Source organism: Aulosira sp. FACHB-615 (assembly GCF_014698045.1).
Lineage (GTDB): Bacteria > Cyanobacteriota > Cyanobacteriia > Cyanobacteriales > Nostocaceae > Nostoc_B.
In genome coordinates this window covers 53,704-78,905 of the sequence record NZ_JACJSE010000031.1, presented here as the reverse complement: position 1 = coordinate 78,905, position 25,202 = coordinate 53,704, and the positions used below count along the sequence as shown (strand labels likewise).

The window sequence follows — 25,202 nt, the reverse complement described above, 5'->3', positions numbered from 1 at the left end:
GGTGCGAAAGTTATTTGTTTATCCCCATACTCCCCCGATTTTAATCCAATTGAATTATGGTGGTCACAACTTAAATCTTTTTTACGCAATTTTGCTCCAACTACAACAGAAATGGTTGATAAACTAATCTCAGTTGCACTCGACTTAATAAATCCTCAACATTTAAGAAACTGGTTTGCTAGTTGCTGCTACTGTACCTCATAACAGCCGTAGGTGCTGTATTTGAATCACAGTCCTTGTATTTTATCTTGTTTCATCCCCACAAGGGGATAATAAAAAATCCCTAGCAAACGGTTTAGGCGATCGCTAGGGATAATAATATTGTTATGCCACGCTATAAAAACGCAGGTGTTTCGGTAGTCAATCAACTTAAAGCTTTATTCTTGGGTAAATTTCTCACTCCTTGCATATCAAAAATAATCAAAAACTTGATATTTTTGCTTGAATGTTGCAACACTTGTAAATAAGCAACTGCATCATCACGGCGACGAAATCTTGCAATAACATTAGAAATATCGCCAGCATTATCTGACAGTTGTTGATTAGATAAAACCCGAATAATGCACCAAGGATGCAGTTGCTCTTGATAGGTCATTATAACCACCTTGCAAATGTTATAAAATACCCAGAAATTCAGCTTTAAAATTGACTATTATCAAAGTAGCTAATGAGTATTTGTTAAGACAGAGCAAGATGCTATTGACAAATTACTTAAACTATGAGTCATGCTGATTAAAGCATAACCAATGCAAAACCTGTTCAGGAATCTCCTCAAAATGTTCTAGAAAAAAATCCATCAAAGCCAAATGAAGTAAATCATTATGTGTGGGATAGCGTCGATTAGAGCTACTTCTGAACCAACCTCTTACTGTTGAATCAGAACGGGAACATATCAAGGCAATTAGTTCATAACTTACAGACCATTTGGCATAAAATTGTGCTGGTGTCATACTCAATTCCCAATTGCTATAGAGTAAAATCAGATGTTGTTCGCGTGCAGTGATTCGACGAAGATTAGACATAGTGAATAAGTAAAAAGTAAAAAGTAAAAAGGCAAAAGAAAGAGCCAAGATTAGAAGTCGTAAAAAGTGGTAGGTTGGGTGTAACGAAGTGAACCCCAACATTATTAAGACTTATGCAACTGGCAATTTTTCCTGTAGGGTGTGTGACGCAGCAAGAAGATTTGAACGTAGTCATGAGACTTATAGCGTCACGCACCAACCACCAATTACGACACCTGCATAAGTCCTGATTGTTTAACGTGATTTGGACAGAACCTAACCCCAACCCTGCTTGTAGCTAAAGCTGCTCAAAATCTATAACTGAGTACCAAAAAATGAGGGTCTTAAGCCTCTCCCCGCGTCGGGGAGAGGTTTGGAGAGGGGTTCTTCCAAATTTATTACATGATTAGTGCGAATCTAAATGTGTGATAATGATGCTTTGTTCCTCCGTATAATGCCAGTAAAATCTTTTCGCCATTGATGCAGAAGAACTCCAAATTTCACCATCTTTGCAGTAATAGCGATGGGTTCTTAAACTGCGATATGCAGGGCCATTATTAGCGAAACATTCAAAAGCTTTATCGTATTGTTTGCGGTCTTTTAGAGATAACGAATCAAGTTGTTTTTGGGCTTTTGCAGCGAAAATCAAACGGAATTTAACAGCTTGAATGTGCATTCAAAAGTTTCCAAATGTGCAAACTCGACCGAAGCGTAGAGACTTTTGCACAGGTGGAGCGCGTGATTTTTTCTCAGCGTTCATTTTGCGATAATTTATGTGGGTAAGTAGTTAAACATAATTAATTACACAAAGTCATTGCGAATGGAGCGAAGCGAAATGAAGCAATCGCAAGGGCTGGGATTGCTTCGCTTCGCTCGCAATGACTGTAATTAATTTTGCGTGGTTACTTAATACTTTGTTTGCGGTTGCGTGAGCTAAACGATAAATGCTGCGTCATCTACTACAAACTCAGGTTGTGTTCCCAACACTGCAACTTTGCAACGGTTGTGTGCAGACATTGGATAGAATCTCACTTGGTCTTCGCGTTTATTCACAAGTCGAAACAGGTATTTGGATAAAGTTTCATATTGATTTTCATCCAACACACACTCAAAAACCGACTTCTGCACCCGCAAACCATAAGACTCTAAAAGTTTTGCGACTTTGTTGCGACGTGTATCACTAACAATGTCGTAACAAACTAAATAAAACATTATTGTTTCACCAGCTTTAGAGGAACAGTTGGCGGTTTAGTAGTGTTGATGAAATCAGAATTTGCAGGATGAAACTTCAACGCCAAGGGACGATAAAATTCTACATCTCCCAGTAAAGATGCAAGATATTCTCGCACCTGTAAATCAAGACATTGGCGATAACTTATTTCTCCACCATAAGGATGTAGTACAAAAGTGCGTAGTTTTCCTTCCCAATGTTGGAGAAACTTTTGCAGAAGTTTGTGAGAGTGGTTTTTCCCGTTACCATTACCATTACCATTAGTATTAGCTAAATTTCGGATAAAATTTAGCACCAAGTCATCAACCATCAGTGCGCGAAATTCTGCGGTGAAGTCCCATGCTAAAGGTAGTTCATCATGCTCTTTGTGGTGTAAGATTGCATAGTTGGGGTCGAGTCCTACTGTATTTAGCAGCGTGTAAATATATTGGTGTAGCAGTTGGTTGCCTAAATCGATGAGTCCACTAATACGCTTTCTATTGATATATGGAGAACTATTGTAGAAGCTGAGTAAAGAAGTCAAAGCACAGTAATAAATATTATCAGCTTCTTCGCTGTATTCCTGTAGTTCTTCGATTCCTGGTGCTACTGATAAATTATCCATCAAGAGCATTAGATAATTTAATGCTCTTTGGGTTGTGTAATTAGCATAGTGACGATTCCAGTTTTGCAAAAGAGTATGCTGATTGTGCAGTTTTGCCCAGATAATACTTTCTGCTATAGCGCGGTTAAATTCAGTCTTGCTTGCGTGTCTACGCTGGTAGCTGAAATATTTAGCTCGTGTTTGGGACGGATTTTCTAGTCTGCCTAAATATTCACCAGTTTGGGTTAGATATAAGACGGGAATCTGATATGAAGTAACAAGTTTAATTACTTCTTTTGGTAAACTGATATTCCCAAAAATGATGAACTGATTGATATTCCGAATTGGAATACAGATGCGTTGATTTTGTTGAGAAAACACCTTTAAATATTGGTGTTGAATTTGGAATGATACGTCTTGTTCTGTGATGTAAATGGTAGACATAAATTGAAGTCAACTAGGTTTAGTTGTAGGTAAAAAACTTTTCTTTCTTTACCTATGTTTCAATTTTTTCATGTTGATATATGGGTTCATATTTGCGTTTAAGCAATTTTTATATGACTTGGTATATGAGTTATATGAGTTGCTAACAAGGCATTAAAAAAAGCTGGAAATAAGTAACCACGCAAAATTAATTACAGTCATTGCGAGCGAAGCGAAGCAATCCCAGCCCTTGCGATTGCTTCATTTCGCTTCGCTCCATTCGCAATGACTTTGTGTAATTAATTATGTTTAACTACTTAGTATCCCAGACTTAAGCATATCTAAAACAATAAAGTGATTGTTTATACTTTTTGTTGATTTAGCCAAGCTTCGAGTTCAGCCACTTCTGAGAAATTTAACAACTCTTCTCCCCATCCAGGGGTAAAAGTACAGTCACAGGTAAAATAGATGTACGCCAAGCCTCCATCCCCAAATCCCACAAACCACCATGAAACAAATTACCCTTGCAGAACTTCCCGAAACTGTCCAAAACCTAATTAACCAAGCTCAAAAAACAGGCGAACCCCTCACTATCATCCAAAATGGTGTCCCCTTCGCCATCATATCCCCCATTCAGAAAAAATCACTCCTGCAAACACTTTCTACCCTTGAACCATTGGACGAAGACTTTGCCGACGTGGACGAAGGATTATTGCCCTTAGAGGGTGTTTGAAAAAAGGAATTAAAACTCAATGAGTTTTTGCAAATTTTAGGAACCATCGGCGTAAAGTTTCCATCCCCGTGAGGGGTAAAGGATTTAAAACCCGTCCCTTCCACATGGTACTGGACGACCCTCTCCTGTTTCCATCCCCGTGAGGGGTAAAGGATTTAAAACGCTTATCGAAGCTTTCGGTGCCGAATACAAAAAAGGACAATGTTTCCATCCCCGTGAGGGGTAAAGGATTTAAAACTTAATAGAAAACGGCCACGCAGTTTACCTGCATTGGAAGGTTTCCATCCCCGTGAGGGGTAAAGGATTTAAAACTCTTTGCAATAATGTGCAAGACTGTTGCAGCATGTTAGTTTCCATCCCCGTGAGGGGTAAAGGATTTAAAACATTATAAACTACAGGCAACAGCAGAAAAAGAAGCAAGTTTCCATCCCCGTGAGGGGTAAAGGATTTAAAACGATTGGAAATGAGGATAGAAGCTCTTACAGGCTTATCGTTTCCATCCCCGTGAGGGGTAAAGGATTTAAAACCTCTGAAATCCCTCCTACTACACAACGAAAAATCCCGGTTTCCATCCCCGTGAGGGGTAAAGGATTTAAAACTGATGATGTTATTCAATATGGTTCCAGATCTTGCACCAGAATGTTTCCATCCCCGTGAGGGGTAAAGGATTTAAAACGAGTATTTTTATTAAGTTACAGAGGAGAATTTGTAACAAGTTTCCATCCCCGTGAGGGGTAAAGGATTTAAAACTTTCTGGGAGTTTTGAAATCAATAAAAGATTTCAGGTTGAAAGTTTCCATCCCCGTGAGGGGTAAAGGATTTAAAACTCAAATTCAGGAAGGAGATTTAAAATATCCTTCTTGTTTCCATCCCCGTGAGGGGTAAAGGATTTAAAACATTTTCTCGGAAAGCTCGAAAATGATGCTTTAAGTTTCCATCCCCGTGAGGGGTAAAGGATTTAAAACCAATGCATTTTTTACGTGAACACGTTATTCTACAATAAGTTTCCATCCCCGTGAGGGGTAAAGGATTTAAAACAACGCCAACGCCAACGCCAACGCCAACGCCGCCATTGCGTTTCCATCCCCGTGAGGGGTAAAGGATTTAAAACTCTTTCTCGCGTCCGCGTTGAGAAAAACGACAAACTGTTTCCATCCCCGTGAGGGGTAAAGGATTTAAAACCCTACTCTTACAGAGAGCTTACCAAATAAGGCTTACAGAACCATAAAACTGAGGGGGGTCTATTTTTACTGTCAACAAGCCATAGTTATTGACAATAAAGCAGTTTCAAAGCCACTCAAACCCTTATACAGTAAGCCATCTGAGGGGGTCTACGAAACAATCAGCTTTTCAGCCTTTGGATGACCCCCTCAGTTTACATTTCTTTACAAAATGGCTTTAGGAAACTAACCATGTTGATTGAATTTTCATGGTGCAGGCGTTGGTATAAACAATACCATACTAATCAACATGATGCAATTTCTTGATTAAGGTTTCCAAATCATTGGTCGATAGATTTTTACCTCTCTTGTCAGACAAGCTACGTACTCTCGCACTTGTAACTCTAAACACCTACGAAAACTCACCTTATATCCTGTGTTGGGGTGCGTTAACTCAGACTGCAACTTTTCTTCCCAGTGCTTGAGAAACTTTTTCAACGTATGGGGTTGTAGATATACGCCTCCTTTTTCATCAGGAGAAGTAAAATCATCCTCTGTGAAAATATTGGAATTAATCAAATAAGCCACTAAAGAATCAACTAGTTGAGCGCGAAATTCCTCCATTAAATCGCTAACCAAAGCTGGGTGATTATCGCGGGGAACATGAAGATTACCAAAATGACTGTGCAATCCTACAGCTTGGATAAACGAGAAAATATTATGGCTGAGTAACGTATATCCTAAACTTAAAAGGCTATTTACAGGGTCAGTTGGTGGGCGTTTGGTACGCTTTTCAAATTTAAACGCACCAGAAAATAAACTTCCTAATGCTTGAAAATAAACTGTTGCGGCTCTTCCTTCATATCCTCGCAACGCATCCATACTTTCTGCAAAAGGTAATTTATCCATCAAAATATCTAAATCTTTGATTGCTTCTTTGACAAGATTATCGTCAAATTCTGATGATTTTCGGCGTTTTAAACGCATCAATAAAATTCGAGAGTTATGAATTTTAGCTGTCACAATTACTTCTGCTATAGTTCGTGTAAATTCAGGATTTTGGCAACGTTCTACTTGCAACATCAAATATTCAACCTTAGCATCACCAGAAACTTGCAACCTCCCAAAATACCTACCCTTCTGCGATAAATACATAATCGGAATCCTTCGCCGCAACGCCATACTCACCGCACCGTGAGATACATTACAACAACCAAACAAAACTACATTACTCACCCGCATTACCGGGACTTTAATGCGTAATTGACCTTGATAAAAAACCTGAAACTGCTGATTTTTAAGGCTTAAATATGCGCCTTGGTCGGTTATATATAAAGTAGTCATAGTATCCTGCCAGTAATGAGATAAAGATGCTCTAGGAAAGTTAATTGGCTTGTCGATACTGCAAGCTTTAGGCGGACGAGAAACTGGTTTTATTGGTCTTGGTTTAGTGCGAAAATAAGGCGTACCCGAATCATTAATTACCCATTCACCTGGGCGTACAGGTTCTGGTGGTGGCGGTGCATAAACTTCACCACCAGCAAAGCGATAACCTAAAAAGGTAAACTCATCATCAGGAGTAAAAATCTGTGTCTTCTCTGGTTGGAGAGTTAAATAAACCTCTCCCAACCAAACAGTAATTTTGTCGAGGATGCGGTTTGCTTCTTGCCAACTATTACAAGCAATCACAAAATCATCACCATACCGTACTAAGTTAATACCTTGACTGAGACATTTTTTATCAAAATCAGTCAAATATAAATTAGCCAAAGCACCAGAAAGTATCCCTCCTTGTAATACTCCCTTACCAAAATTGCGATATTGTCCAACAATGATAATTCCTGATTGCAACTGTTGTTCTAGTAACTGTAAGATAATTGGTTCTAGTGATAACTGCTCCAAAAAAGTTAACAACAATGCCCAAGACAGATTGTCAAAAAAATTCGCAATATCAGCCTTAATTATCCATTTCGGTTGATATTGATAGTACCTATATAAATGCTGTACTGCTTGTTGGATATTATGTCCTGGACGATAAGCATAGCTGCAATCTAGAAATGTATCTTCTAAAGGAAAATACAACTCATCAAGTAGTAATCGCTGGACAATTCTATCCCGCACAGTCGAGATACCAATCAATCGTTTATCACCATTTTTCTTAGGGACATAAAATCCCTTGGCGGGACTGGCTTTGTAAGCTTCATGATTGAGTTGATAGGCAATATTCTGCAATTGTTCGGTAGCCATTGACTCGAATAATTCAACAGAAATCCCATCAACACCCGCAGTCTTACTTCCCGCACGAACTTGCAACCATGCGAAACGCAGATGTTCTAAGGTGAACATGATGAATAAGTTAAAAGTTAAAAGTTAAAAGGCAAAAGCAAGATGGTTTGAAGCTGGATTTAGATCCCCGACTTCTTGAAGAAGTCGGGGATCTAACTAGGTATTTAAAAGGTGTAAAACTTCTTTTAGTACCTTGAATTTAATTGTTGCAGTGCTATATATGAGTTCGTGTCTGGGTTATTGAGTCTTTTATATGAGTTCGTATATGACTGATGCCAATTCAAAAATTATGACTAAGTTTGTTCAAAAGACGTTGCATAGCAACGTCTCTCAATTGAGATTACTGGATGGAAATTTGACGGCTTAAAATACTCATCACCTCATCTGGATTCCCCGTTGGTTGCAATGGACTCCAATCTCCTACGCTGGCGTAACCAATAACTTGCAAATAGTGAATTGTACTGGTGACGGCTTTGGGAGAACCGATGAGCAAATGTTTAATTGGTTCTCGGTGGGGAAATGCTGGTTGGGAAATTTGCTTGGGAGTGGAGAAGTGGAAGTTTTGTCTTAAAAACTGGACTAATTGGAATTGGGCGAATTTGAGTAATTGTGCCATCATTATCTGTATGCTCCTTTTGTGAGGGGTATAAAAGCGATCGCTCTCTTCTTTGCCGGAATCAGACGATCGCTTTTACCTTTTGTGGGGTTTAGATAAGGGCGGTTGCTTTGTTCTTAAGGGAAAGAAGCGATCGCCTTTATCATGTATTTAATTTTAAAGTATAAAATTATACCTGTCAACCACTAATTCCAAAATTTTTATGACTAATTTCTCAATTTTTACAAACACAAATTATCGTGAAATAGCAGTCAACTTTTACCTTTTCACTTTTTACTTTTTACTTGTTATGTCTCGAACTCTGGTAGCATCACCCGAAGGCGTGAAACTGGCAAGAAAAGCCCTAAAAGCTAAAAACTTAACTCAAACAGATTTTGCTGAGGAAGTAAGATTAGGTTATTCAACTGTTAGTAATTTCTTCAACGCTAAACCGATATATCGTACAAACTTTCAAGAAATATGCGTGTTTCTGGGTTTAGATTGGAAAGACATCGCCATGTTTGGTGATGTAGAAACTGAAGAACTCTCACCCCTCGATAAGTTATGGCAACAACTTCAATCATTAGGTTCGCCAACAGAACAAATGGGGTTAGTTTTAGTCAAAGAAGAAACACTAGGCTGGGGGAAGAAAACCCCAAGCCGATATGAGAAATCGGTAAAACTTGGTAGTTACATTCAAGTAGAGCTAAACTTCTCAACTCCGGGTTATTTGTTACTACTCCAAAAAGATACATCTAATCAAATGTGGTGTTTTTGTCCCTCATGTTTTGCTCAACAGCCACATTTAGATACAGGCAAAACCAGCTTACCGCAACTAGGTTCACCAATAAATGCTTTTCCCGTCGAAGGCACTCCCGGTAAGGAAGAAATTATCGCCATCATTACCAAAGAAGTACCTCAATTAGACTGGTTAACCCAAGATAATGATGAGGTTTTAGAATTAGAGGCTCGTCATTTGACAGAGTTACTAGAATATCTGACCAAACACGGAGAATATCAACTTTGGCATACAGATTATCTGATTACTGCATGATAGAAAAGTTAATGTTTGAAGCTTTCAAAATTTAAAGTATTTTGTTATACTGCCCTTTAAAAGCACAGAACCTTGAAAATTTAATATCAAGTTTCCAACTGAATCTTGAAGTATTGATTTTGACTTTCTTTACATAAGTTTACCTGCGGGGGTCAGGCAATGGCTGAAACCCTTATTTTTTCGTTGACCCCCTCAGATAGCTTACTGTATAAGCTTTTGAGGATAGTCTAATAGTCTGCTATTCTCAATAATATGTGTTTATTGACAGGTAAATTAGACCCCCCTCAGAAATGCCTATCTCTAACCCTCTCTGGCTAAGGCTTCTAAAAGGGTAGGGTTTTCAATTCATTACCCCTCACGGGGATGGAAACTTTCCTTTAAATTCTCCCCATGAAAAGCCATAAGCGTTTTCAATTCATTACCCCTCACGGGGATGGAAACAGGGGGTATTTTTTTTACTGTCGGGCTATTCCGAACCGGTTTTCAATTCATTACCCCTCACGGGGATGGAAACAAAAGAAAGCCAAAAAACAGAGAGATCATAAGCAAAAACGTTTTCAATTCATTACCCCTCACGGGGATGGAAACTATCACTGGTGCCCCCTTGTGATTTTGGGACATATTTTGGTTTTCAATTAATTACCCCTCACGGGGATGGAAACAGTACGGAACCTGCATAAAATTTCCGACTATACCGCAAGTTTTCAATTAATTACCCCTCACGGGGATGGAAACTATTTCCTGTGGATTGGCACCACAATATCAGACAGCTGTTTTCAATTAATTACCCCTCACGGGGATGGAAACATTCCCAATAAACTGCCCTTTCTTCGGCTTTTTTTTTCGTTTTCAATTAATTACCCCTCACGGGGATGGAAACAGGAAGCAGCCACTGGTCAATTCCTTTATCCCAGTCAACAGTTTTCAATTAATTACCCCTCACGGGGATGGAAACCGCAATTGCGGCTGGGTTGGGATTGGCGCTGGCGCTGGTTTTCAATTAATTACCCCTCACGGGGATGGAAACAATGCTTCCGCTTTCGCCTCCAAAACCTGTGCGAGCAGTTTTCAATTAATTACCCCTCACGGGGATGGAAACTTGCGTAGAATTACACCTGTTCTTTGAAATATTATTAGTGTTTTCAATTAATTACCCCTCACGGGGATGGAAACTTTACCCAAAAATTTTCAAAACTTTCTGAAAACAAAAATGTTTTCAATTAATTACCCCTCACGGGGATGGAAACTAAACCAGTTTCTTGTGTGAAACGTTCAGCAGCCATACGGGTTTTCAATTAATTACCCCTCACAGGGATGAGGAATTTTAGATAAGATATACCAATCCTATTTGATTTGTGAAAATGGAGAGGCTCAGATCCCCGACTTCTTTAAGAAGTCGGGGATCTTGTTGTTCACTGATGATTTAGGAGTGCTATAAGTAATTAATAAAAGCGAAAAAAACATATAAACATCTGGAACTAGCAGATGAAAAAACTTATACAACAACTCAATCAACTTAACTTACAAGTTGTCGAATTAGCAGGAAAAGGAAACCTAGAACAAGCTCTAATAGTTGCCCAGCAAGCTGTAAATCTAGGCAAACATCAACAGCTAACAGAAAATCCTGAATATTGTGATAGCTTAAATAACCTCGCCGAATTATATCGGATGCAAGGACATTACTTATTAGCCCAACCGTTATACTTGCAAGCCTTAACCCTCAGAAAAAATCTTTTAGGTTCAGAACATCCTGATGTTGCCCAATCTTTAAATAATCTCGCCGCCTTTTACTATTCCCAAGGTAATTATGTAGAAGCAGAAAAGCTATTTTTATCAGCCCTAGAATTATGGCAAAACATATTTGGTAAAGAACATTTTCAAATTGCGACTAATTTGAATAATCTAGCAGAGATATATCGAGAGCAAGGCAAATATTTTCAATCTGAACAAGTACATTTAGAAGTTTTAGCAATGCGGAAACGCTTGTTTGGTGAGGAACATCCTGATATTGCTCAAACCTTAAATAATTTAGCAGCCATTTACACCACACAAGGACGCTATGCTGATGCAGAAAAAATGCACTTAGAAGCGTTGACCATGAAAAAAAGCTTATTTGGCGATGAACATTTAGAAATTGCGGTTACTTTGAATAATTTAGCTGCATTGTATGACGCGCAAGGGCGTTATTCAGAAGCTGAAATTAAATTTATCGAAATTTTAGAAAAATGGACAAAAATTCTCGGAAATGAACATCCATACATCGCCTCTACCTTAAATAATCTGGCCAGCAATTATCAAGAACAAGGACGCTATCTAGAAGCAGAACAGAAATATCTCGCAGCTTTAGCAATGCGGAAACGCTTGCTAGGAAATCAGCATCCTGATGTGGCTGTGAGTTTGAGTAACTTAGCAGAAGTTTATCTCAGCCAAGGGCGTTATTTAGAAGCTGAAAAACTTTATTTAGAAGCTCATACCATCAGAGAAAAATTGTTTGCTTCTGAACATCCTGATATTGCTGAGACTTTAAGTAGTATTGCTGTTGTTTACACATATCAAGGCCGCTATTTAGCAGCAGAAAAGAAATATTTGCAAGTCTTACCAATGCTAGAAAAATCTCTTGGTAAAGAACATCCAATTATTGCCCAATATTTCTTGAATATAGCAGCACTTTATGAAGAACAAGGACGCTATGCAGAAGCGGAACAGAAATATTTAGCTGCGTTAGAAATCCAAAAAAACACTCTGGGTAACTCACATCCAGAAATTACTAATACTCTCAACCAACTAGCCGTAATTTATCGTCTCCAAGGCAGGTATACAGAAGCCGAAAAACTACATTTAGCAGCCTTGGCAATGGCAAAAAGCTTGTTAGGAGAACAACATCCATTTGTGGCTGTAATTTTGAATAACTTAGCAGTATTATATGATGATTTAACTCAATATCGAAAAGCAGAATTATTATTTTTACAAGCTTTAAACATTGTGAAAACTGCTTTTGGGAATCAACACCCGCAAGTAGCCACCACAATGAATAACTTAGCTGTGATTTATGATTTTCAAGGGCGTTATCAAGAAGCAGAACAACTGCATTTAGCAGCATTAAAACTGAGACAGTCATTATTAGGAGAAGAACACCCAAAAGTTTCTATCAGCATTAATAATTTAGCTGAACTCTATTTCTCTCTGGGGCGCTTTGCGGAAGCAGAACAGAAATATATCGAAACTTTGGCGATACGAAAACGCTGGTTAGGAGAAGAACATCCCGATGTTGCATTTAGTATGAATAATCTGGCGACTGTGTTAGCTGCTATCAATCGTCCAGATGAGGCTTTAGATTATCGCATAGCAGCCAGCAAAATAGAAGACAAGATTATTAGTAACATATTTTCGTTTAGTTCCGAAAGCGATCGCCTCTCCTTCCTCGACAAAATCAGAAATAATGTTGATTTATTTCTTTCCTTAGTCTACAAACACCTATCACACTCAGATAACGCCAAACTCGCAGCCTTAGATTTTATTTTAAAACGCAAAGGACTAACAGCATCGGCGCTGGCTGCTCAAAACCAAGCCCTCTACAGTGGACGCTACCCCCAACTCCAAGAACAATTCCGCCAGTTGAGTGATTTAAATACGCGACTGGTACATTTAACCTTCTCTATTCCCCAACCTGACATCAGCGCAACCACAGAAAAAACCACACACCAGTTTAGAACCTATCGAGAAAATATTACTCAACTGCAAGCCCAGTATAATTACTTGCAAAAACAACTAGCATTGCAAGTTCCAGAAATTGGGTTATCTGAGCAAACTTTTGACCGTCAAGCCATAGCCGCAGCTTTACCGCCTGATTCTATTCTGATCGAATTTGTCCGCTTTGATGTATTTGATTTTCAGGCAGTTGCCGCAAACCAAGAAACTCAATGGTATCCGCCGCGCTATTTAGCATTTATTTTGCCAGCCGGACAACCAAACGCAGTGCAGATGCTTGACTTAGGAATAGCCGCAACCATTGATGAAGTAATTCAGATATTTCGCCTGCAAGCCTCTGACTATCACCAGCCAACATTAGCTTTGAGAAAAACCTTCAACAAACCAAAGCTGCATATTCAATCTTACGATTCCACAGCCGCTATTCAACTAAGTCAACTGCTTTTTGCACCTATCCGTGAGTTTATTAAAAATAGCCGACATCTGATTATCGCACCCGATGGCAACTTAAACTTAGTACCGTTTCAAATTTTGCCTATCAATAGCACTGGTACAAGACTGTTAATGGATGAATACACCATCAGTTATCTCAGTGTCGGCAGAGAAATTCTTCACAGCAAAGTTCCAAAGCCAAAACATTCCATCTCTGCACCGCTAATTATTGCTGATCCTGATTTTGATTTAACAGCAGAGTCCGCTACCCAGATAGCTTCCAAGTCCGAAACGCAAATCAAACCACCCATCCCAGAAACAACCTTCCGTCGCGCTGTGGGGACAAGATTTTTGGGTGAAAGTGTGGCGAAAAAACTTCTAGATGCAAAATTATACTTAGGTGCAGAAGCACTAGAAAGCCGCCTAATTAATAGTGAGTGTCCTAATATCATGCTGATTGCGACTCACGGTCTATTTTTGAGTGACTCTGAACTTCAACGACGCGATCGCCAGCGTACTTTTTTGAGTATAGAACGTCTGCGAACCACCAAAACAGAAAACCCGATGATGCGTTCTGGACTGGCTTTAGCAGGTGCTAACACATGGCTATGCGGTGGCACTCTTCCTTCAGACGCAGGTAAAGGTTTTGTGTTTGCCCAAGATATCGCCGGTTTAGATTTGTGGGATAATCAACTGACGGTTCTTTGTGCTTGTGATACTGCCAGAGGCGATATTAAAATCGGTGAAGGGGTGTTTGGTTTGCGTCGGGCTTTTGCTGTAGCAGGTTCACAAACCCTAGTTATGAGCCTATGGCCAGTTCCTGATAGAGTGACGGCTTTCTTGATGGAAAGTTTTTTTGATCATCTACAGTCTGGTGTTGGTCGTGCCGAAGCGTTACATCAAACTCAGAACTATATACGTACAATTACTGTCAAAGAATTACAGCAATCTGCCTTGGGTGTTGAGGCACTCAAAGAAATTTTACAAGTCAATGAATTATCACCAAACACTCAGATTGATTGTCAAGAAAAAGACACACCTTTACAGCATCCTTTTTACTGGGGAGCTTGGATTTGTCAAGGAAACACAGAGCCACTAACAATTAAAGCAATTTTGTCCTGACTGTTCACAAGCACCAATACTCACCCAAGTGGTAGAACCATTTTGCCAGTGTTCTTTTTTCCAAATTGGCGCGTTATGTTTCAAAGTATCAATAGCATAGCGACAGGCTTCAAACGCCTCACCGCGATGGGGACAGCCGACAGCGACTAAAACGCTGATTTCGCCTACTTGTAACCTACCAATGCGGTGATGAATCACAACTCGTTTAACATCAGGCCAAAATGTGCGAATATCAGCCGCAATTTGATAAAACACCCGCATCGCCATCGGTTCATAAGCTTGATATTCTAGGGCGACGACAGGTTGTCCATCAGTGTTGTTGCGTACCATACCACTCATCACCACCACAGCACCGTTAGCTGCATCGTCCGCTTTGGCGTAGACTTCCTCAAGGGATAAGGGAGCAAAGGTAATTGCAAAACTATCTTCGAGTCTTGGTTTAATTGGTGCGGTAAATGTAGTGGTCATATAAAATTTGGTTTGATTTCTGAATTTAAGGAGTGAAGGTAGGGAAAAGGGAACAGGGAACAGAGATTGTATTGATTTTGTTCAGAAATCAAATATGAGTCCCATCACAGAGTTGATAATAATTTGTATAAGCCATAGCATTTTAAATTTCTGATTTTAAATTTTGATATTGATGAAGAACTACCAATCACCATGACTAATCAAGATTCGGCGCTGATTTTGATTGTCGATGACGACGATGTGACCAGAATTCATCTGCGTCAACTGATGGAATATGCTGGATATCGAGTCGTAGAAGCTAGTAATGGTTGCCAAGCAATTACTACCTACACTAATTTACATCCAGATATGGTAATTATAGATGCTATTATGCCCGTTATGGATGGGTTTACTTGCTGCGAAAAATTACAAAAATTACCAGATATTCAGGATACACCAATATTAATGATTACTGCGGCTTACGAGCCAGCATCGGTAGAGCGAGCTTTTGCCGTGGGTGCAACCGACTACATTACTAAACCAATTCAATGGGTAGTATTATCCCACAGAATCCGCCATCTTTTAGCAGCATCTCGCGCCATCAAGAAATTACGTCAGCAAAATCAACAGGCGCAATTACGAGAAACCCAAATGAAAATTGCCCTAGAAGCTGCTCGGATGGGAACTTGGGACTGGAATATAATTACTAATCAAGTTAGTTGGTCAGATAACAAAGAAGCACTGTTTGGCTTGGAACCTGGTAGTTTTGATGGTCGGTATGAAACTTTTTTACACTATGTTCATCCCCAAGACCGGGATTTTGTCAACATCTCGGTAATCGAAGCAGTGCAAACAGATGCGGAGTATGATGTAGAATTTCGGATTGTTTTAGCTGATGGTAGCATTCGCTGGTTAGTGAGCAAAGGTGTAGTTTTTCGCAACGCGGCTGGGGAACCTGTGCGAATGTCTGGGATCGTGATAGATATTACCAAGCGTAAACAAGCAGAAGCAGAATTGCGCCAGAGTGAAGAGCGATTTCAAATTATTACCCGTGCAACTAATGATGTGATTTGGGATTGGGATTTGCTGACGAATCAGGTGTGGTGGAATCAAGCTGTACAAACCCTGTTTGGCTATCCCTTAGCAGAGTTGAGTGCTGATTTAAATTGGTGGTATGAACGCATACATCCAGAAGATCAACCAATAATTGATACTGATATGTGGGCTGCTATTAATAGCGGGCAACAATTTTGGTCACATGAATACCGCTTTCGTCGTTATGATGGTTCCTATGCTTACATTTTAGACCGAGCTTATATTGTCCATGACCAAGCAGGTCAACCAGTGCGGATGATTGGTGCGATGATGGACATTACTGAACGTAAGCGAGTACAGGCACAATTACAATGGCAAAATTTACGATCGCAACTATTTGCTGACATCACTGTCAAAATTCGCCAGTCTTTACAGATTGACGAAATTTTGCAAACCAGTGTCACTGAGGTACAAAAATTACTGCGTGCAGATAGAGTTTTGATTTTACGACTACGTTCCAACGGCTCAATCTTAATTTTAAAAGAAGCCGTGGTTCCTGGTTTGCCAATGGCCTCAAGTCTGGAATTGAATGAGCCGACTCTCGGAGAAATGTATGTTTTAAAATACAGCCAGGGAATAATTAACGCCATTAGTAATTTAGACGACGAACAAGAAGCGGCAAACATCTCACCGCCACACCTGAAAATTATGCAAGAGTTGGGTGTCAAAGCTGTTCTTTCGGTACCAATCTTTCTCCAAAATCAAATCTGGGGCTTATTAATTGCCAATCAGTGTGTACATCCCCGACAGTGGAATAACTGGGAAATTGAACTTTTGCAACAACTGGCAGATCAAATTGGTATTGCTTTAACCCAAAGCAAAATTCTGGAAACCGAAACTCGTCAACGACAAGAACTCAGCCGTTCTAATGAAGCACTGCAAGAATTTGCCTTTATTGCTTCCCATGATTTACAAGAACCGCTACGCAAAATTAAAACTTTTAGCGAACGCTTACTCATTACTTGTGGTGACTCTTTACCTGAAGCTGCATCTGATTATTTAGAAAGAATGCAGAATGCTGTTTTGCGAATGCAGACTTTAATTGAAGGTTTGTTAACGCTCTCACGGGTAACAACCAGAGCGCAACCTTTTGTATCTGTAAGTTTAGCTGAAATCACCCAAGAGGTATTGTCGGATTTAGAAGTTTTAATTCAACAAACAGGCGCAACTGTGGAAGTGGAAGATTTACCAACAATCAAAGCTGATCCTCTGCAAATGCGCCAATTAATGCAAAATCTCATTGGTAACGCTTTGAAATTTCATCACCCACAAATGACACCTATTGTCAAAATATATAGTCAACATTTAAATAATCAATCAGCACAATTAGCCGTGGGACTGGAATTTTGTCAAATTATCATCGAAGATAATGGTATTGGATTTGAACAAAAGTATAGCGATCGCATCTTTCAAATTTTTCAAAGGTTACATGGTCGGCGAGAATATGAAGGTACAGGCATTGGCTTAACTATTTGTCGCAAAATCGCCGAACGCCATTTCGGCACAATTACTGCTCAAAGCACCCCAGGAAAAGGTACAAAATTAATTGTCAATTTGCCAATAAATTCTCCTACATAGTTTTTCTTCTGCCAGAGGTATTATTCCAGTTCTGAAAAATAGGGTTAATTGGACAAATATAGCAGAAGGCAGTCCCGATGAAAAAATTTCACAGTCATAGATGAAAGATATCCTTCCCCTACACCCCCATACCCTTACACCCTTACACCCTCTTTCAAGTCAGGAGGAAAAGTCTTACTATTTCTGGCATTCAAACTTTGAAATTGTCCTAACATCTCTGACTACTGCTATACATCTAGAAACTACCAGCAATTTTCCCGCAAAACCGTAGAAATGATGACTTGAAAGCCAGAATCTAGAATAGCTATTATAAGCTCAAGCATAAATCCAGGAGGCGAATATCTACTGGAAATCAGAAGTTTAGCAATTTAACCGCGAATCAAGGTGTAAGTTTGACAAGCTGTCAAAGATATCAGAATATTTGGGTTTTTTCTCCAGCTTTAATCCATACTAATAAGTATATATCTCAGGAGAAAATTCATAGTGAAGGGTCGGCAACCAACCGTGACTATCTTAATGGCTGATGATGACGAAGATGACAGTATGTTAGTCCGTGAGGCAATCACAGTGAGTCAATTGCCCATCGATTTACATACAGTCAGTAATGGAGAAGAATTGATGGATTATCTCCATCGCCGTGGTCAATATACTGACAACAAACTTGCACCACGTCCTGGCTTGATTTTGCTGGACTTGAATATGCCCAAAAAAAACGGCTTGGAGGTGCTAAAAGAAATTAAAACCGACCCTGAACTCAGAACAATTCCGGTTATCGTCCTGACCACCTCAAAGGCAGAAGAAAATATTCATCACACCTACAGTTTGGGTGCTAATTCTTACATAGTCAAACCAATGACATTTTCTGCCTTAGTAGAACTAATGGAAACCTTTGGTAAATACTGGTTTGAAATTGTGGAATTACCACTAGCAGTAGTGGGAGGAGAAAATGAAGAAAAACCCAATCAGAGTTCTACTCATTGATGATGACGAAGATGATTATATTTTGACTCGTGATTGGTTCGGGGAATTTCAAGTCGCAAGCTGTGAATTATCATGGATAGATAATTATGCAGATGCACAACAGGCGATCGCCCAAAATCAACATGATATATATCTAGTAGATTATCGTTTAGGCATTCACAACGGACTCGAACTTTTACGCGCAGCCGTCGCTAATGGTTGTACTGCACCAATTATTTTACTCACAGGTCAAGGCGATCGAGAAATTGATATCGAAGCCATGAAAGCCGGTGCAGCCGATTATTTAGAAAAAAGTCAATTAACTGCACCTTTATTAGAACGTTCCATTCGCTACGCCATTGAACGCAAACAAACAGAACAAAAAATCCGCGAACAAGCCGCCTTACTTGATGTCGCCACCGATGCAATTTTTGTCCGCGATTTAGATGATAACATCTTGTTTTGGAACAAAGCTGCCGAAACTTTATATGGTTGGCAAAAAGAGGAAGTCATTGGTAAAAAAACAGCAGATTTGTGGCAAGAAAAAGACTTATCTCGGTTACAAGAAGCACTGCGGTTATTAATGAAACATGGTTCTTGGCAAGGAGAATTATACCAAACCACAGCAGCTAATAAAAAAATTATTGTCGAAAGTCGTTGGACATTAGTAAGTGATTTTGCACATCAAACCCAAGCAATTTTAGTCGTTAATACTGACATTACTCAAAAACAACAATTAGAAGCCCAATTTCTGCGGGCGCAAAGATTAGAAAGTATTGGCACATTAGCTAGTGGTATTGCTCACGACCTCAATAATGTCTTGGCACCAATTTTAATGACAGCCCAACTTTTAGAAGTCCAATTACAAGATGAACGTTCTCGCAGGTTATTACCAATATTAATCACGAACGCTAAACGTGGAGCAAATTTAGTCAAACAAGTCTTGTCTTTTACGCGGGGAATGGAGGGAGAACGCACCCTTGTCCAATTTAAACATTTAATCATCGAAATTCAGCAGATTATTAAAGAAACATTTCCCAAAACTATCGAAATTACAACTCTATTAGCGCAAAATCTATGGGTGATATCTGGTGATGCTACTCAACTACATCAAGTGCTGATGAATTTGTGTGTGAATGCCCGTGATGCCATGCCCAATGGGGGAATATTAAAAATTACTGCCGAAAATTTTGTGGTAGATGAAAATTATGCCAATATGCACCTTGATTCTAAAATTGGCCCATATATAGTGATTTCTGTAATTGACACTGGTTTAGGTATTCCCACAGAAATATTAGACCGCATATTTGAGCCATTTTTTACAACTAAAGAACTTGGTAAAGGCACAGGGTTAGGACTTTCCACAGTACTAGGAATTGTAAAAAACCACGGCGGTTTTATCAATGTTCATAGTGAAGCAGGACAAGGTAGCCAATTTAAAATATATTTGCCAGCACAGGAAATCACCGAAACTGTAGAAGAAGTAGAAGCAGTATTTCCTGGCGGTAATGGAGAATTAATTTTGATTGTTGATGATGAAGCTGCAATTCGGGATATTACTAAAACATCTCTTGAAAGTTATAACTATAAAGCCATTACCGCCAGCGATGGCATTGAGGCGATCGCTTTATATGCTGAACATCGAGATGAAATTTCTTTGGTATTAACTGATATGCTTATGCCTTCTATGGATGGTCTGACGACTATTCGCACTTTGCAAAAAATTAACCCAGAAGTCAAAATTATTGCTATCAGTGGCCTGGTTTCTAGTGATAAGGTGAATGCCGCTTATAATATGGGGATTCAAGCTTTTTTGTCGAAACCTTATACAGCTAATCAGTTATTAGAAGCGATTAGTTTTATCAAAGATAAAAACTAAAATTCAAAGAAGGCTGTCATTGATTATGGAAAACTTGCTCTCCGTTCCCTTATCCGCCGCCGCTTCGGTGATGGTTAATCATGGCAGACAAAGTTTCATCCAAAAGTGCGATCGCATTTTGGTAGCGTCGATTGTGAATTGTTCTTTCTGGAGTACCACAAAGCATCAACCCCCAGCGATCGCATCTGTCTTCTTTTATCGTCGTTATAAACTTGGGATGAGGTAGAGTCAGTAAATCTTGGCTCATAGCAACATTACTCCATCAAAATCTGCAATAATATATGAGTATCGCTCATGTTTTAATAATATGAGCAGAAATCATTTATTGTCAAGTAGAATGTGAGTATCGCTCATTTATTTCAACAGACCTTTGGAGCAATAAAGTTCAGTAACAATTGATGGTTGGTGCGTGACGCTATAAATCTGATGACTACGTTCAAATCTTCTCATTGCGTCACACACCCTACAGAAAAAATATGCTAGTTGCGTAAGTCCTACTAAATTAGAACAAAACCAGCAAATGATAACTCAACAAAAAACAAAAAAATGACTTTGGAGGGGGATTGGGGGATTCTCTCCCAAATCTTGCTCATTTTCTAATAGGTAGAGCAGAAATTGAGAAATCAACTCTCATCACCTTAATTGTATTGACTTAGGAGGTAATCTATGAATGAAAATCCATCAGCAGCAGGTGGAATGCGCCGCCAACCCAGACAAGCGCGTAGCCAGGAACGAGTTAATCGGATTTTGGATGTAGCAGAAGAACTTTTTATTACTCAAGGCTATGCAGCCACCACAACCAATGCGATCGCCTCTGGTGCTAAAGTCCCAATTGGGTCACTTTATCAGTTTTTTCCTGACAAATCTGCAATCATGCAGGCACTTGCCTTGCGTCATGAGGAAAATATTCATCAAAAGTTAGCAGTGCTGGATAATCCTGAATTAGCCAATCTGCCCTTAGAAATTCTAGTAGAACAAATGATTGATATCACCGCCCAGCATTTCTCTGATAATCCTGGTTACTACGCCATTTTTATGGCACTCCAGGGTTCAATGCCCGAATTAGAAGCCGTCGGAGAGGTGATGGATGCTAAATTGATGCAAGATTTAGCCAGTTTACTAGCTAAACGCAAAGCAGGGTTAGAGACTACAGACTATGAAGCGATCGCCTTTATTTTAGTCAAAGCGATCGGCACATTACTATGGCTATCCCTCAGTCAAGAAAAAACATTTCAACCGCGATTGATAGCAGAAACCAAACGCTTGGCGTTAAGTTATCTGCAAAGCTATTTCCCGTCTGGTGGAAACAACGCGACTTTGTGAAATCATCACTATTTGTCCAACTTATTGCTTACATCCAACACCCTCATAAGCTATTAAGCACTTAGTTTGCAGTTTAGACCGCAGGGGAGCAGAGGGGCAGAGGAGAGAGTTTAAGTCATTTATGTACAATTTCAATAGTGCAGCTTAAATGCTGATTAGCTTATAATTCGTCGGGGCTTAAATTTCAGGATCAGCCAAGCGAGTAGTCGGGCGACTTTGAGACAAATCTTGAATAACTTGTACAGCAGAAACCACAGCTACTAAGGCGATGACGAAGATTGGTAATAAACCTTTGCCAAAAAGTGCGATCGCCAGTAGCACCACAGCACCGCCCAAGCGATACAGCGAACGAATCTTACAATATCGAATCACACCATAGCGGTGCAGAACACCCACAGCTAACGAGCATAATGCCACTGAACCACAAATCAACCATCTTTGGGCATCTGGTAACGCTAGAGTTGGCGGACTGACCAAGATTTTTTCGACACCAACACCAGTAGCCGCAATCCCAATTACTAAGGGTAAATGGGTATAAAGCCAAATATTAACCGTCCCAACTTTTCCTTGAGTGCGTGCAGTTTCAATTGGTGTCCCACCTAAATTGTCAAAATAAACCCACCACCAACTAAAAGCAATTATCAGCCCAAAAATTGCGGAAATGACAGTCAACACCTGCCATTTTTGTTGTGAGACACCTTCAACCACCGCAATAATCGCTTCCCCCAACACAATAATTGTGAACAATCCAAAACGTTCTGGTAAATGAGAAGCGTGAGGAAGCAAGCCAATTTGATGTTTGCGTGCGGTGATTGGTGTACCAAAATCAATCGCAATTCCCACGCCCCAAAGTGCAAATCGCCAAGGAACAGGGACAAAAGCCGAACTCAACCAAATCAAAGATGCGATCGCAAAACCAATGGCGTAGCGAGTTGTTAATGGACGCGCCGACGGAATATGTATCCCCGCCCGCACATACTCCGCCACCAATACAGCCCGACCAAGTGCATAAGCTAAAGCAAAACCCGGCGAACTTTCTCCCAAGCCATGATGAATATTCACAGCCATCCCCGCAGCCGTTAACATTTGTACCCCAACCAACAACCGATGAATCACATCATCGCTATCAAAGCGGTTAGCATAAAACGTCGTCCCAATCCATGACCACCAAATCGGGATAAACAAAACTACAAATCCCAGTAATCCCGACAGCGAAATGTCTTCCTTGAGATTATGCGCTACTTGCGACACAGCAACCACAAACACCAAATCATAAAACAGTTCCAGCCAAGTGGCGCGTCTTTCTTCTTCACTATCTTCCTCACCAATACGTAATCTTGGCGGCTGGAGAAAATTTGTCATAAAAATTACTGGCAAATCGCTAATAGCTTTTTATCATACTGACAAAAGAGATAAGGAAGACAAGGGAGGGAGATGTTTGTCAATCATTGAGAATTGCTATAGGCTTTTCTAGCCTACTGATGTACAAATTCATCTGCGTTTATCTGTCTTGAAAAGTTTGCTCAATTCGGCAGAGCCACCCACGCAACGCCAGTGAAGGAGTCGGGGAACCCGCCCAACGCACTGGCTCAACTTTTCGCTGCGTTCATCTGCGGTTAATTAAAGTCAGAATTTAAATGTAATCTCAAGAAACTGTACTTTAAATCAGATTAATAAAGACAAAATAAAAAGTCCGCACTTGCGGACTTTGGTTAGGCTTTCTGTCACTGTAATTGGCTACAATCATGTATCATGATGCTTTTATTTTTCCTTATTTATTATTAGCAATCAAGCTGTGTAGTCTGTATATATAGACATAAAATCATAAATTTTATCCTGGAAATTTAATTAATCAAAGTCATTAAACAAGAAAAAATATAATTTTGAGCAATATAAGTGAGATTATCCACAAAATATGTATAGAATTATTTTGTTGAGATAATAATATCATATTAATAATATTTTTCATAAAATCTTGCTAGACATAAGCCAAATATTTAAGTCTATTGTAAACATCCACTTTAATTTTGCATCAATTATAAATAAAGTAAAGGTGGTCAGGTTATCAGCCCTAGGGATTCCCAGCCCTAGGGTTTTACTTTTTTGTGTAGTGCCAATTATTGATAAATTGATGTGTATAATTTAAAAAAAATTAACCACTCGTCAGATAGATGTAACTGACAAAAAGACTATTTAAATTATAAATATAAAACCAAGGGCGTTACGAATTTAGGGTGCAACTATCCTAATGAGCAACCAAAAAATACACAGAGTAAATATAATTTTACTCTGTGTTTATCTGTGGCTGAGGATTGCTATAGCAGTCTTATTTGATATGTGAAGAAAAGAGACAAGGGAAAGATGTGGGTAAATCATTTAGGATTACGAATATTGAGCTACAGCCTTGCTTGCCATAGCTCAATATCCTCACAATTAAATTTCAGCGCCAGCTTTAGGTTCTGCACCCATTGGTGACACATAGTCGCGGAAAAGATTAATCTGCTGTTCAAAAGCTAATTCTTTAATTTGTTCCAGCAAAGTTTCTGCTGCTGAAGAAAGACGATAACCAGCAGGTACAGGAATAATTACATTACTATCCATTCCTTGAGAGAGACGATACCAAAATAGCAGTTTGGTGGTATCTCCTAACGAACCATATTCTCTGCTTATTTGAGTATCTGCTCGATTAATTAAGTCTCGCTGAACTTGTAATTGTTCTTCGTGACTTAATTCTTTTACCTGATTAAATAAACCTTCAGCAATTTCTGGAGAAACAGTACTAGCAGCAGGAGCCGCAGGTGTAACAGACTCACCCATTTCTTTATAGATAAACCAGAATAAACCTAGTTGTTCATCTACATCTAATTTTCGCCAAGATTCAACACATTTACGAATGGTAGGGTCACTAGTTTGAGTGTAGGTCATAACAAATCTACTTGTGATTTATGTTGCCATTAGTCACCTTATCAAACACCTATTTCTGGTTTAACCCTACTGAAGATAGATGTGGTTCAACCAAAGAGAATAATTCAGAAATGATATGAATCATTGAAAATATTGAAAATATGGAGGTTAGACAAGCTGGCTATCCTCCCAAATTCATGATTTATTATTTACAAATTCTTAGGCATTAACGAAGATATCTGCATTGGTTAAGGCTAATCCGGTGTTGAGTGTCGCAATTTGAACTCTGGCGATCGCACCTGAGCCATCTTGGTCAAAGAATAACCCACCTGTTGTATTGTTGTAAATAAATCGCTGACTAGCTGTAGTCGCTGCTGTACCTATGATAAATTGACTAGCTGCGATCGCTGCACTCGCAACTAACCCGCCACCAAAGCCAGCCGCAGATACGGCGATAGTATCATCAACTACGATATAAAGGACGGCGATAATTAAACGAATAAGTTTGCGAGTCACTTCTGGTAATGTAATACCAAATTAAAAAATGATTGCGACAGATGGATGGCTCAAAAGCTTACCGATCAACCCTTACCCAATCCAAAATCTAAAATCTAAAATCCAAAATGGTATAACCTTTGAAAAGCCAACATGGACACTTGAAGTATTTTTACTGAATTTTGGCTGAAAT

21 protein-coding genes and 2 CRISPR repeat arrays are annotated in these 25,202 nt (G+C 39.4%); of the genes, 8 read left to right on the top strand and 13 right to left on the bottom strand.

All coding sequences use genetic code 11. The features are described 5' to 3' along the window. Positions 1–12 precede the first annotated feature (12 nt). Positions 13–204, top strand: a complete 192-nt coding sequence (locus tag H6G77_RS36675) for a hypothetical protein (protein WP_396020684.1) — start codon at positions 13–15, stop codon at positions 202–204. A 160-nt stretch (positions 205–364) separates the two neighbouring features. Here the strand turns inward: H6G77_RS36675 and H6G77_RS29440 are convergent, their stop codons facing one another. The 6 genes from H6G77_RS29440 to H6G77_RS35950 form a co-directional block, all read right to left on the bottom strand. Next, positions 365–595, bottom strand: coding sequence for a hypothetical protein (locus H6G77_RS29440; RefSeq protein ID WP_190670444.1), 231 nt, complete (start codon positions 593–595; stop codon positions 365–367). A 121-nt stretch (positions 596–716) separates the two neighbouring features. After that, the gene (locus H6G77_RS29435; RefSeq protein ID WP_190873446.1) at positions 717–1,022 is read right to left on the bottom strand and encodes a hypothetical protein; all 306 of its coding nucleotides are present in this window, start codon (positions 1,020–1,022) and stop codon (positions 717–719) included. 385 nt (positions 1,023–1,407) lie between these two features. After that, positions 1,408–1,677, bottom strand: coding sequence for a hypothetical protein (locus H6G77_RS29430; protein ID WP_190873445.1), 270 nt, complete (start codon positions 1,675–1,677; stop codon positions 1,408–1,410). 257 nt (positions 1,678–1,934) lie between these two features. Continuing rightward, complete coding sequence (cas2, locus tag H6G77_RS29425) at positions 1,935–2,213, bottom strand: CRISPR-associated endonuclease Cas2 (RefSeq protein ID WP_190588575.1); 279 nt, start codon at positions 2,211–2,213, stop codon at positions 1,935–1,937. Further along, entirely contained in the window at positions 2,213–3,259 is a 1,047-nt protein-coding gene (gene cas1, locus H6G77_RS29420; protein WP_190873444.1) for a CRISPR-associated endonuclease Cas1, read from the bottom strand. Before cas1 (H6G77_RS29420) ends, cas2 begins: the two co-directional genes overlap by 1 nt. Before the next feature lie 341 nt (positions 3,260–3,600). Then, positions 3,601–3,717 carry a DUF4351 domain-containing protein gene (locus H6G77_RS35950; protein ID WP_242049342.1) on the bottom strand — a complete coding sequence of 39 codons (117 nt, stop codon included), beginning with the start codon at positions 3,715–3,717 and terminating at the stop codon, positions 3,601–3,603. A 29-nt stretch (positions 3,718–3,746) separates the two neighbouring features. Between H6G77_RS35950 and H6G77_RS29415 the strand changes: the two genes are divergently transcribed. Further along, the gene (locus H6G77_RS29415) at positions 3,747–3,971 is read left to right on the top strand and encodes a type II toxin-antitoxin system Phd/YefM family antitoxin (protein ID WP_190670438.1); all 225 of its coding nucleotides are present in this window, start codon (positions 3,747–3,749) and stop codon (positions 3,969–3,971) included. 56 nt (positions 3,972–4,027) lie between these two features. Then, positions 4,028–5,153: a CRISPR direct-repeat array (repeat unit 35 nt; unit sequence GTTTCCATCCCCGTGAGGGGTAAAGGATTTAAAAC). A 305-nt stretch (positions 5,154–5,458) separates the two neighbouring features. Here the strand turns inward: H6G77_RS29415 and cas1 (H6G77_RS29410) are convergent. Both cas1 (H6G77_RS29410) and H6G77_RS29405 read right to left on the bottom strand, forming a co-directional pair. Beyond that, a complete protein-coding gene (cas1, locus tag H6G77_RS29410; RefSeq protein ID WP_190873443.1) occupies positions 5,459–7,477 on the bottom strand; it encodes a CRISPR-associated endonuclease Cas1 in 2,019 nt (672 codons plus the stop codon). 280 nt (positions 7,478–7,757) lie between these two features. Continuing rightward, on the bottom strand, positions 7,758–8,036 hold the full coding sequence (locus H6G77_RS29405) for a hypothetical protein (protein WP_190873442.1): 279 nt from the start codon (positions 8,034–8,036) through the stop codon (positions 7,758–7,760). Positions 8,037–8,322: 286 nt separating this feature from the next. Here H6G77_RS29405 and H6G77_RS29400 point away from each other — a divergent pair, with 286 nt between their 5' ends. Together H6G77_RS29400 and H6G77_RS29395 are read left to right on the top strand one after the other, a co-directional pair. Next, complete coding sequence (locus H6G77_RS29400; protein ID WP_190873441.1) at positions 8,323–9,066, top strand: DUF4384 domain-containing protein; 744 nt, start codon at positions 8,323–8,325, stop codon at positions 9,064–9,066. Between the two features lie 336 nt (positions 9,067–9,402). After that, a CRISPR array of direct repeats spans positions 9,403–10,388; the repeat unit is 24 nt; unit sequence ATTACCCCTCACGGGGATGGAAAC. Between the two features lie 163 nt (positions 10,389–10,551). After that, the gene (locus H6G77_RS29395; RefSeq protein ID WP_190873440.1) at positions 10,552–14,328 is read left to right on the top strand and encodes a tetratricopeptide repeat protein; all 3,777 of its coding nucleotides are present in this window, start codon (positions 10,552–10,554) and stop codon (positions 14,326–14,328) included. Here the strand turns inward: H6G77_RS29395 and H6G77_RS29390 are convergent. Then, positions 14,302–14,796: a molybdenum cofactor biosynthesis protein MoaE gene (locus H6G77_RS29390; RefSeq protein ID WP_190873439.1), complete on the bottom strand. Its 495-nt coding sequence runs from the start codon at positions 14,794–14,796 to the stop codon at positions 14,302–14,304. The genes H6G77_RS29395 and H6G77_RS29390 overlap by 27 nt on opposite strands. A 192-nt stretch (positions 14,797–14,988) precedes the next feature. Between H6G77_RS29390 and H6G77_RS29385 the strand changes: the two genes are divergently transcribed. The 3 genes from H6G77_RS29385 (at position 14,989) to H6G77_RS29375 (ending at position 20,287) form a co-directional block, all read left to right on the top strand. Further along, positions 14,989–17,448, top strand: a complete 2,460-nt coding sequence (locus tag H6G77_RS29385) for a PAS domain-containing protein (RefSeq protein WP_190873438.1) — start codon at positions 14,989–14,991, stop codon at positions 17,446–17,448. 483 nt (positions 17,449–17,931) lie between these two features. Then, on the top strand, positions 17,932–18,429 hold the full coding sequence (locus H6G77_RS29380; protein WP_190594204.1) for a response regulator: 498 nt from the start codon (positions 17,932–17,934) through the stop codon (positions 18,427–18,429). Beyond that, a complete protein-coding gene (locus H6G77_RS29375; RefSeq protein WP_190873437.1) occupies positions 18,395–20,287 on the top strand; it encodes a hybrid sensor histidine kinase/response regulator in 1,893 nt (630 codons plus the stop codon). The genes H6G77_RS29380 and H6G77_RS29375 overlap by 35 nt, the downstream gene beginning before the upstream one ends. Before the next feature lie 49 nt (positions 20,288–20,336). On the opposite strand, the gene H6G77_RS29370 is transcribed toward H6G77_RS29375, so the two are convergent. Beyond that, a complete protein-coding gene (locus H6G77_RS29370; RefSeq protein ID WP_190873436.1) occupies positions 20,337–20,534 on the bottom strand; it encodes a hypothetical protein in 198 nt (65 codons plus the stop codon). A 419-nt stretch (positions 20,535–20,953) separates the two neighbouring features. Here H6G77_RS29370 and H6G77_RS29365 point away from each other — a divergent pair, with 419 nt between their 5' ends. After that, positions 20,954–21,610 (top strand): TetR/AcrR family transcriptional regulator, encoded by a 657-nt coding sequence (locus H6G77_RS29365; RefSeq protein WP_190594439.1) that lies wholly within the window; start codon positions 20,954–20,956, stop codon positions 21,608–21,610. Between the two features lie 177 nt (positions 21,611–21,787). On the opposite strand, the gene H6G77_RS29360 is transcribed toward H6G77_RS29365, so the two are convergent. From H6G77_RS29360 to H6G77_RS29350, 3 genes are all read right to left on the bottom strand, one after another. Beyond that, on the bottom strand, positions 21,788–22,972 hold the full coding sequence (locus tag H6G77_RS29360) for a low temperature requirement protein A (RefSeq protein ID WP_190594438.1): 1,185 nt from the start codon (positions 22,970–22,972) through the stop codon (positions 21,788–21,790). Positions 22,973–24,043: 1,071 nt separating this feature from the next. After that, the gene (locus tag H6G77_RS29355) at positions 24,044–24,535 is read right to left on the bottom strand and encodes an orange carotenoid protein N-terminal domain-containing protein (RefSeq protein ID WP_190594437.1); all 492 of its coding nucleotides are present in this window, start codon (positions 24,533–24,535) and stop codon (positions 24,044–24,046) included. Between the two features lie 198 nt (positions 24,536–24,733). Next, on the bottom strand, positions 24,734–25,030 hold the full coding sequence (locus tag H6G77_RS29350) for a hypothetical protein (protein WP_242049341.1): 297 nt from the start codon (positions 25,028–25,030) through the stop codon (positions 24,734–24,736). Positions 25,031–25,202: the final 172 nt, after the last annotated feature.

Excerpts from the sequence above, each read along its gene's own strand:
- H6G77_RS29375 (WP_190873437.1), top strand. The coding sequence starts at position 18,395 with ATGAAGAAAAACCCAATCAGAGTTCTACTCATTGATGATGACGAAGAT.
- cas2 (WP_190588575.1), bottom strand. The coding sequence starts at position 2,213 with ATGTTTTATTTAGTTTGTTACGACATTGTTAGTGATACACGTCGCAAC.
- H6G77_RS29430 (WP_190873445.1), bottom strand. The coding sequence starts at position 1,677 with ATGCACATTCAAGCTGTTAAATTCCGTTTGATTTTCGCTGCAAAAGCC.
- cas1 (WP_190873443.1), bottom strand. The coding sequence starts at position 7,477 with ATGTTCACCTTAGAACATCTGCGTTTCGCATGGTTGCAAGTTCGTGCG.
- H6G77_RS29355 (WP_190594437.1), bottom strand. The coding sequence starts at position 24,535 with ATGACCTACACTCAAACTAGTGACCCTACCATTCGTAAATGTGTTGAA.
- H6G77_RS29365 (WP_190594439.1), top strand. The coding sequence starts at position 20,954 with ATGAATGAAAATCCATCAGCAGCAGGTGGAATGCGCCGCCAACCCAGA.
- H6G77_RS29415 (WP_190670438.1), top strand. The coding sequence starts at position 3,747 with ATGAAACAAATTACCCTTGCAGAACTTCCCGAAACTGTCCAAAACCTA.
- cas1 (WP_190873444.1), bottom strand. The coding sequence starts at position 3,259 with ATGTCTACCATTTACATCACAGAACAAGACGTATCATTCCAAATTCAA.
- H6G77_RS29385 (WP_190873438.1), top strand. The coding sequence starts at position 14,989 with ATGACTAATCAAGATTCGGCGCTGATTTTGATTGTCGATGACGACGAT.
- H6G77_RS29435 (WP_190873446.1), bottom strand. The coding sequence starts at position 1,022 with ATGTCTAATCTTCGTCGAATCACTGCACGCGAACAACATCTGATTTTA.
- H6G77_RS29370 (WP_190873436.1), bottom strand. The coding sequence starts at position 20,534 with ATGAGCCAAGATTTACTGACTCTACCTCATCCCAAGTTTATAACGACG.
- H6G77_RS29390 (WP_190873439.1), bottom strand. The coding sequence starts at position 14,796 with ATGACCACTACATTTACCGCACCAATTAAACCAAGACTCGAAGATAGT.
- H6G77_RS29440 (WP_190670444.1), bottom strand. The coding sequence starts at position 595 with ATGACCTATCAAGAGCAACTGCATCCTTGGTGCATTATTCGGGTTTTA.
- H6G77_RS29395 (WP_190873440.1), top strand. The coding sequence starts at position 10,552 with ATGAAAAAACTTATACAACAACTCAATCAACTTAACTTACAAGTTGTC.
- H6G77_RS29405 (WP_190873442.1), bottom strand. The coding sequence starts at position 8,036 with ATGATGGCACAATTACTCAAATTCGCCCAATTCCAATTAGTCCAGTTT.
- H6G77_RS29360 (WP_190594438.1), bottom strand. The coding sequence starts at position 22,972 with ATGACAAATTTTCTCCAGCCGCCAAGATTACGTATTGGTGAGGAAGAT.
- H6G77_RS29400 (WP_190873441.1), top strand. The coding sequence starts at position 8,323 with ATGTCTCGAACTCTGGTAGCATCACCCGAAGGCGTGAAACTGGCAAGA.